We start from the raw sequence: 6,684 nt of genomic DNA, 5'->3' as shown, positions 1-6,684 counted from the left end.
CGCAGTCTTCAGTCCGGTTGAACTGCATGAAGACGTTGTTCCAGATCTCGATGTAGCGGTCGCCGTCCTGCTCGGCCGAGCCCGGGGGGCCGCCAGCGACGTCGGGGCCGTGGTCGTAGAAGATCTCGGTGCAGGGGCCGCAGGGGCCCGTGTCGCCCATCATCCAGAAGTTGTCGGACATGTAGCGCGCGCCCTTGTTGTCGCCGATGCGCACGATGCGCTCGGCGGGCACGCCCACCGTCTTGTTCCAGATCTCGTAGGCCTCGTCGTCTTCCTCGTAGACGGTGACCCAGAGCTTGTCGGCCGGCAACTTGAAGTTGACTGTCAGCAGCTCCCAGGCATAGCTGATCGCGTCCTTCTTGAAATAGTCGCCGAASSWGAAGTTGCCSAGCATCTCGAAGAAGGTGTGATGGCGCGCSGTRTAGCCGACRTTGTCSAGGTCGTTRTGCTTGCCGCCGGCGCGGATGCACTTCTGGCTGGTGGTGGCGCGCGAGTAGGCGCGCTTGTCAAAGCCCAGGAACACGTCCTTGAACTGGTTCATGCCGGCGTTCGTGAACAGCAGCGTCGGGTCGTCGCCCGGCACGACGGGACTGGACGCGACGATCTGGTGGCCTTTCGACTCGAAGAACTTCAGAAAGGTCTGGCGGATCTCGGCGGCTTTCATCCGGGGTTTCCTGGAAAAGGTCTGTGACAAGGAGGGGCGATTGTAGAGAGGGGGCTTTACATCGCCCGGGTAGAGTGCCTCTCAATTCGATTGGAGAACCTTGATGGACGCGAATTCGCCGCTGGAGGCGCTCGAGAATCCCGGTCTGCTGCGCACGCAGGCCCTGATCAATGGCGAATGGGTCGGCGGCTCCGCCACGTTTGCGGTCAACGATCCGGCTACCGGCCGCGAACTGGCCCAGGTGCCCAACCTCGGCCGCGCCGACGCCGATTCGGCGATCGCCGCCGCCGCCAATGCGCTGAACGCCTGGCGCTCCAAGCCGGCCAAGGAGCGCGCCGCGGTGCTGGTGCGCTGGCAGCAACTGCTGGTCAAGCACGCCGACGACCTGGCCCGGCTGATGACGGCCGAGCAGGGCAAGCCGCTGGCCGAAGCGCGCGGCGAAGTCATCTATGGCGCCAGCTTCCTCGACTGGTTCGCCGAGGAGGGCAAGCGCGTCTACGGCGAGACCATCCCGACGACCGACCCAACCAAGCGCTACCTGGTCATCAAGCAGGCCGTCGGCGTCTGCGCGGCCATCACGCCGTGGAACTTCCCGTTGGCGATGATCACGCGCAAGGTCGCCCCGGCCCTGGCCGCCGGCTGCACCGTCATCATCAAGCCGGCCGAGGCGACGCCACTGACGGCCCTGGCTGCTGCCGAACTGGCCCAGCAGGCCGGCATGCCGGCCGGCGTGCTGAACGTGCTGACGGCGGACTCCCAGCAGTCCATCGAGATCGGCCAGGTGCTGTGCGAGAGCGATGTCGTGCGCCATCTGTCTTTCACCGGCAGCACGGAGGTCGGCCGCATCCTGATGAAACAGTGCGCGCCGTCGATCAAGAAGCTCAGCCTGGAGCTGGGCGGCAACGCGCCCTTCATCGTCTTCGACGACGCCGACCTCGACTCCGCCGTGGAAGGCGCCATCGCCAGCAAATACCGCAATGCCGGTCAGACCTGCGTCTGCGCCAACCGCATCTATGTACAGGCGGGTGTCTACGACGCCTTCCTGGAGAAATTCGCGGCCAAGGTCGCGGCGCTGAAGACAGGTAATGGGTTTGATGCCGGCATCAATGTCGGGCCGCTGATCGACGCTGCAGCGCTGGAAAAGGTCCAGACCCATGTCGCCGACGCCATCGCCTTGGGTGCCAAACTGCTGGCGGGCGGCAAGCGCATCGAGACCGCCGGCGGCAACTTCTTCGAGCCGACGCTGCTGGCCGATGCGACGCCGCAGATGCTGTGCTCGCGCGAGGAGACCTTCGGCCCGGTGGCGCCCATCTTCAAGTTCCAGACCGAAGAGGACGCGATCCGGTTGGCCAACTCCACCGAGTTCGGCCTGGCCAGCTATTTCTACAGCCGCGACATCGGCCGCATCTTCCGCGTCGGCGAGGCGCTGGAATACGGCATGGTGGGCGTCAACACCGGCCTGATCTCGACGGCCGAGGTGCCGTTTGGCGGCGTCAAGCAATCGGGCCTGGGCCGCGAGGGCGGGCGCCAGGGCATCGAGGACTATGTCGAGGTGAAGTACCTCTGCCTGGGCGACATCCACCGCTGAAAACCAGGCCCCGGCAACAAAAAAACCGCGAGGCAGCTTCTGGCTGCACTCGCGGTTGCCGAACCGACTGACCGGGCCTTGTGCACCCGGCAGTCAAGCTACTTACTCGAAATCCACGCTGAAGGTCAGCGAGGTGAAGCGCGGGGCACCGAGGTAGTAGAACTCGGTGCTGGCAGATTGCGATGCGGTCGAGCCATTCGTCGTCCGCAGCGGCGTTGCCTGCGTGTTGGTCAGGATCGAAGACGCGCTGCGGTACTTCGCATTGCCGATGTTGCTGACGTTCAGGCGCAGTTGGGCGTTCTTCAGCTGCGAGCCGAAGTTGCCGAACTTGAAGCCGGCGTCCAGGTCACCGGTGGTGTAAGCGGGGGCGGCTTCCTGGTTCATCAGGTCCACGTACTGCGAGCCGGTGTACYTGCCCTTCAGGCGCACATAGACCGGGCCTTGCTCGTATTGCACGGACAGGGCGGCCATCTTCTTGGGCGTCTTGCCGAACTCCTTGTCCTTGATCGGCAGGAAGCCGGTAGCGGTCAGCTGCAGATCGTCCGTGATCTTGCTCTTCTGCAGCGTCAGCGAGCCATAGGCCGAGAAGCCGCCGAAGACGCCGCTGCCGACTTCCATCTCCAGGCCACGGTTCTTCACGCCGCCGGCATTTACATAGGTGGTGACCAGGGTATTCGGGTCCGTCGCCGAGACCTGGCGGTTCTTGAAGTCTGAGCTGAACAGCGTAGCCGTGAACGAGATGTCCTTCGACTGGAAGCGGTAGCCGCCGTCGATCATCGTCGACGTTTCCGGCTTGACCTCTACAAAGGGCTGGACCGGGCCGCCGTTGACGGATGCTACATAGACGCCGCTGGAGCTGACCTGATAGGCATAGTTCGGTGGTGCGCGGAAGTTCTTCGCGGCATTCAGGAAGACATGCTGTTTGCTGTCCAGGTTGAAGCGGGCACCGATTTGCGGCAGCGCCTTGCGGAACGAACGCGTAATGTTGAAGTCTTGGTAGACGTTGGCGCCCTTGGTATAGACGCCATTGACCAGCGTGTAGGTCGGGACCGGGGTCTCGCTAGCGTAGTTGGTCACGTCACGCGTCACATGCGGCAGGCGCAGGCCCAGCGAAATGAAGGCGCGGTCGTTCAACAGCGTGATCTGGTCGTTCAGGTAGATCTGGTAGGCGGTGCTGATCGTCTTGCTGTCGCGACCTTCGTAGCAGGTGCCGTCAGTGCGCTTGATGCAGCCGTCCTGCAGCCAGGGGTCCGCCGGCGTGCCGTCGGCATTGATGCGGACGCCCGGCTGGGTCTGGCGGTGCTGGGCACGCTCATACCACAGGCCCAGCTTCAGGTAGTGGCTGTCCAGCGTGGTGCTGAGTTCGCCGGTGATGCCGGGACGCATGGTCTTGGTCACGCTGGCGCGGCCCACGGCAACCTTGTCCAGCTTGTCGCCATCGCCATTGATGTCAATGGCGCCGCCAATCAGGCTAGTCCCCGAGCTACCGGTCTTGGCAGCGGTACCGGTTTCGTCAAGGATGACTTGCGACCAGCCGCCGTTGCCAAAGCCGTACCACATGTAGGGCTGGACCTTCAAATAAGTGTCCTGGGCGACCTTGAAGGAACCCGACACCGACGCAATCACGTTCTTGAACGGGTTCAGCGCCATGCCGTAGTAGACCGGCGACTGGGTGACGTCGGTCTGGGCCGTGCCGCCCACCGGTGTCTTCAGCGCCTTGAAGTTCGCGCCGTAGTCATAGTTGTAGCCATAGGGCGTGCCATTGGCATCAGAGCCAGAGGCAAAGGAGGCGGCGCAGCTGGAGAGCGGAACGAGCTGAGCTTGGCACAGGCTGACCGAGAAGATGTTCTGGTTGTACAAACGGTTGTACAGGATCGAGCCCAGGATGTGGTTGTCCTCGTTCAGGTCGAGCGTGAAGCCGGCGTCGACATGGTCCTTCTTGAGCTTGCCGACACCCTTCCACTTGTCGGCTTCGGCATGCGAATAGCTCAGGAAGACCTTGGCCCTGTTGTCCAGGAAACGACCCGTGTCGACACGCAGGAAGGAGCGGAACAGGTTCAGGCCGCCGAACGTCTGCGAGAAGCGGAGGCGGCTCGTGTCATTCGGGTCGCAGGTGATCATGCTCACGCTGCCGCCGGTGGCGCCGCTGTGGGGCGATTCCAGCTCGGGAGAGCCCTGGGCCACCGAAGCGGTACAGAGGTTCTCCTTGTCGATCATTTCCTGGGCGTAGAAAGCATAGCCGCCCGAATCGTTGACCGGCACGCCGTTCACCGTGAAGCCGATCTGATCGGAGCCGAAGCCGCGGATGCTCACGTCGCCGCCGTTTAGGCCGGTCGCGTCGTAGTTGTAGGTGTTCACGCCGGGCAGCTGCGCAATGCTCTGCAGCACGTTTCCGGTGGCGATTTCCTTTTCCATCGCGGCCTTGGTGATCGTGCTGCGGCCCTTCACGGAGTCGTCATTGATCATATTGCCACCGGCCAGCTTGGCACCGGAACCAATGACCGTGATCGTGCCCAGGCGGACGGCATCGTCCTTGGCGCGCGGTGCGGCCTCTTCCTTGGCTTGATCCACCGGCGCTTGCTGCGCGTACACCGTGCCGGTGGCCAGCACGGAAACTGCCAGGGCGGTGGCGGTCTTGCAGAATAGTCTGCTCTTCATTCCTAGACTCCTAGTGGGTGCGCCAAGCGCGCGGGCTTCAACAGATTCAGTAGGGTGCCGTTCGTCGATGACCGCGGCAGAAAGACGCTTCGCAAAGCGCCCCGGAATTGTCATGACTTTCTGTGACAGAACTTTACGGGTAAGTCAGAAGTGGCCCGATTCAGACACTCGCGCCCGGCGTGAAGCACTGGGACAGTGCATCGCCGGCCGGCGACATTACTCCCCGTTTTTGGCCCGCTGACTTGGGAATCACGGAACCAAGCCACGAATCGGGCCGCCTGTCGCACCGATATGGTGCAATCTTTACTGGAATGTAAACCTTGCGGCAGAACCTCGTGATGTCGCGAAACCGCGACAAACTCGCGCTACAAACCAACCTCCAAGATCCCAGCCTCCTCCAAGCCGCTCCGTCATGGCCTTTACCCACTCCTTCCGTCTCGCCACCGGCCTCGTGCTGGGCGCCCTGTTTGCCGGCTGCGCCACCCAGCAGCAGCCCGCCACGACAGAGCTGACGCTGCTGTCCATCAACGACTTCCACGGCAACATCCAGCCCGCCGACCCCACGCCGCTGCTGCCGCGCCTCCCCGACGCCACAGGCGCGCTCAAGTCCCAGCCTGCCGGCGGCGCCGCGTATCTGGCCACGGCCCTGGCCGCGCTGAAGGCCAGGAACCCCGATGCCCTGGTTGTGGCAGGCGGCGACCTGATTGGCGCTTCGCCGCTGATCTCCAATCTGCTGCGCGACGAACCGACGCTGACGGCCATGTCCCAGCTCGGCATCGCCGCCAGCGCCCTGGGCAACCACGAGCTGGATGCCGGCCTGCCCGAGCTGCTGCGCCAGACCCGCGGCGAATGCGGCGCAGGCGGTTGCCTGTGGCCGGGCTACAAGGGCCCCGGCTTTCCCTATCTCGGCGCCAATGTGCTGGACGCGAACACCGGCAAGCCGCTGCTGCCCAGCCATGTCATCAAGCAGGCTGGCGCGCTGAAAGTCGCCATCGCGGGCGTGGCGACGCTGGAGACGCCCCATGTCATCGTCGCCCGGGCGATCAAGGGCATCCGCTTCGCCGACGAGGCCGACACGCTGAATGCGCTCGTCCCCCAGCTCAAGGCGGAGGGCGCGCAAGTGCTGGTGGCCGTCATGCACGAGGGTGGCGTTCAAGGAAGGGACGCCAGTGCCAACGATCCGAGCTACGCCTGCCCGACGTTGACCGGCCGCGTGCAGGACATCGCCAAGCGCCTGGACCCCGCCTACGCCATCATCATCGGCGGCCACACCCATCAGGCCTACACCTGCAAGATCGATGGCCGCCTCGTCGTGCAAGCCGGCAGCTATGGCGGCTGGATCACCGAAAGCCATCTCAAGTTCGACGCTGCCGGCCGCGTGCTCGATGCCCAGGCCGTCAACCACCCGGTGCTGCAGTCGGCCTACGCGCCCAACCCGGCACTGGCCGCCTTGGTGGCCCAGGCCGCCGCGCTGACCGAAGCAGCCCGCAACAAGCCGGTCACCACCTTGACGCAAGGCGCCTCGCGCAATGCCAAGGAGCCCCATGGCGACTCCGCGCTGGGCAACCTCATCGCGGACAGCCAGCTCGCCTTCGCGCGCAAGCAGGGCCCGGCAGACGTGGCCTTCATGAACCCCGGCGGCATCCGCGCCGACCTGACCGTGAAGCCCGGCAAGCCCACGACGATGAGTGACCTGCTCGCCATCCAGCCCTTCGGCAACGACATCGTCGCGGTGACGCTGACCGGCCAGCAGCTGCCGGACGTCCTGCAGCGC

General features: G+C 64.4%; 4 protein-coding genes. 2 read left to right on the top strand and 2 right to left on the bottom strand.

The features are described from left to right. The coding region (locus AC1DU6_RS16050) for an alanine--tRNA ligase-related protein (RefSeq protein ID WP_477858273.1) at window positions 1-664 on the bottom strand (664 nt) is incomplete at its 3' end. A gap of 103 nt (window positions 665-767) precedes the next feature. On the opposite strand from AC1DU6_RS16050, the gene AC1DU6_RS16045 reads away from it, so the two are divergent. After that, window positions 768-2,252 carry an NAD-dependent succinate-semialdehyde dehydrogenase gene (locus tag AC1DU6_RS16045; RefSeq protein WP_477858271.1) on the top strand — a complete coding sequence of 495 codons (1,485 nt, stop codon included), beginning with the start codon at window positions 768-770 and terminating at the stop codon, window positions 2,250-2,252. 102 nt (window positions 2,253-2,354) lie between these two features. Here AC1DU6_RS16045 and AC1DU6_RS16040 read toward each other — a convergent pair whose 3' ends face one another. Further along, window positions 2,355-4,910: a TonB-dependent receptor gene (locus AC1DU6_RS16040; protein WP_477858269.1), complete on the bottom strand. Its 2,556-nt coding sequence runs from the start codon at window positions 4,908-4,910 to the stop codon at window positions 2,355-2,357. 412 nt (window positions 4,911-5,322) lie between these two features. On the opposite strand from AC1DU6_RS16040, the gene AC1DU6_RS16035 reads away from it, so the two are divergent. Continuing rightward, on the top strand, window positions 5,323-6,684 hold a 1,362-nt coding region (locus tag AC1DU6_RS16035; protein WP_477858267.1), incomplete at its 3' end, for a bifunctional metallophosphatase/5'-nucleotidase.

The organism is Roseateles sp. P5_B10 (genome assembly GCF_056400485.1).
This window is presented reverse-complemented; position numbering and strand designations above follow the sequence as displayed.

What these genes read in the sequence shown, in the direction of transcription:
- AC1DU6_RS16045 (WP_477858271.1), top strand. Translation starts at nt 768, where the DNA reads ATGGACGCGAATTCGCCGCTGGAGGCGCTCGAGAATCCCGGTCTGCTG.